This window comes from Sulfitobacter sp. HI0129 (genome assembly GCF_001635395.1).
Taxonomy (GTDB): domain Bacteria; phylum Pseudomonadota; class Alphaproteobacteria; order Rhodobacterales; family Rhodobacteraceae; genus Sulfitobacter.
The window spans coordinates 1-316 of the sequence record NZ_LWGH01001095.1 but is presented as its reverse complement, the minus strand read 5'-3'; the positions used below and the strand labels follow the sequence as shown (position 1 = coordinate 316).

At 50.9% G+C, this 316-nt stretch carries 1 protein-coding gene; it reads left to right on the top strand.

The window, feature by feature from the left end:
• The coding region (locus A3764_RS26185) for a hypothetical protein (RefSeq protein WP_236628309.1) at positions 1-239 on the top strand (239 nt) is incomplete at its 5' end.
• Positions 240-316 lie beyond the last annotated feature (77 nt).

Sequence of the window (316 nt, the reverse complement as noted above, 5' to 3'; positions counted from 1 at the left end):
CGGGCACAATCGAGGGAAAAGGCCGAAATATATCAGGGACATCGCGGAGCGTGCGGGCAATCGCAGGAAAGTTAAAGCAGATTAGCAGCAGACCTTTAGGCCCGAAGAACGATCTGACAGAACGGCCAAGACTTACCACGCCTGATGCGAGAAACCGCGAAATTGTTGCAGAAAATCTGGAAAATTGCGAAGTTGACGGCTCTGGTAGCAAGGGACCAGTAGATGCAGAAGACTTTTGAAGGGGTATCCGCTCTTTCCTTCATCAATGCGATGACCGACGAGGTTGTCGTTCTTGACGATAAGGGCCATATCGTCG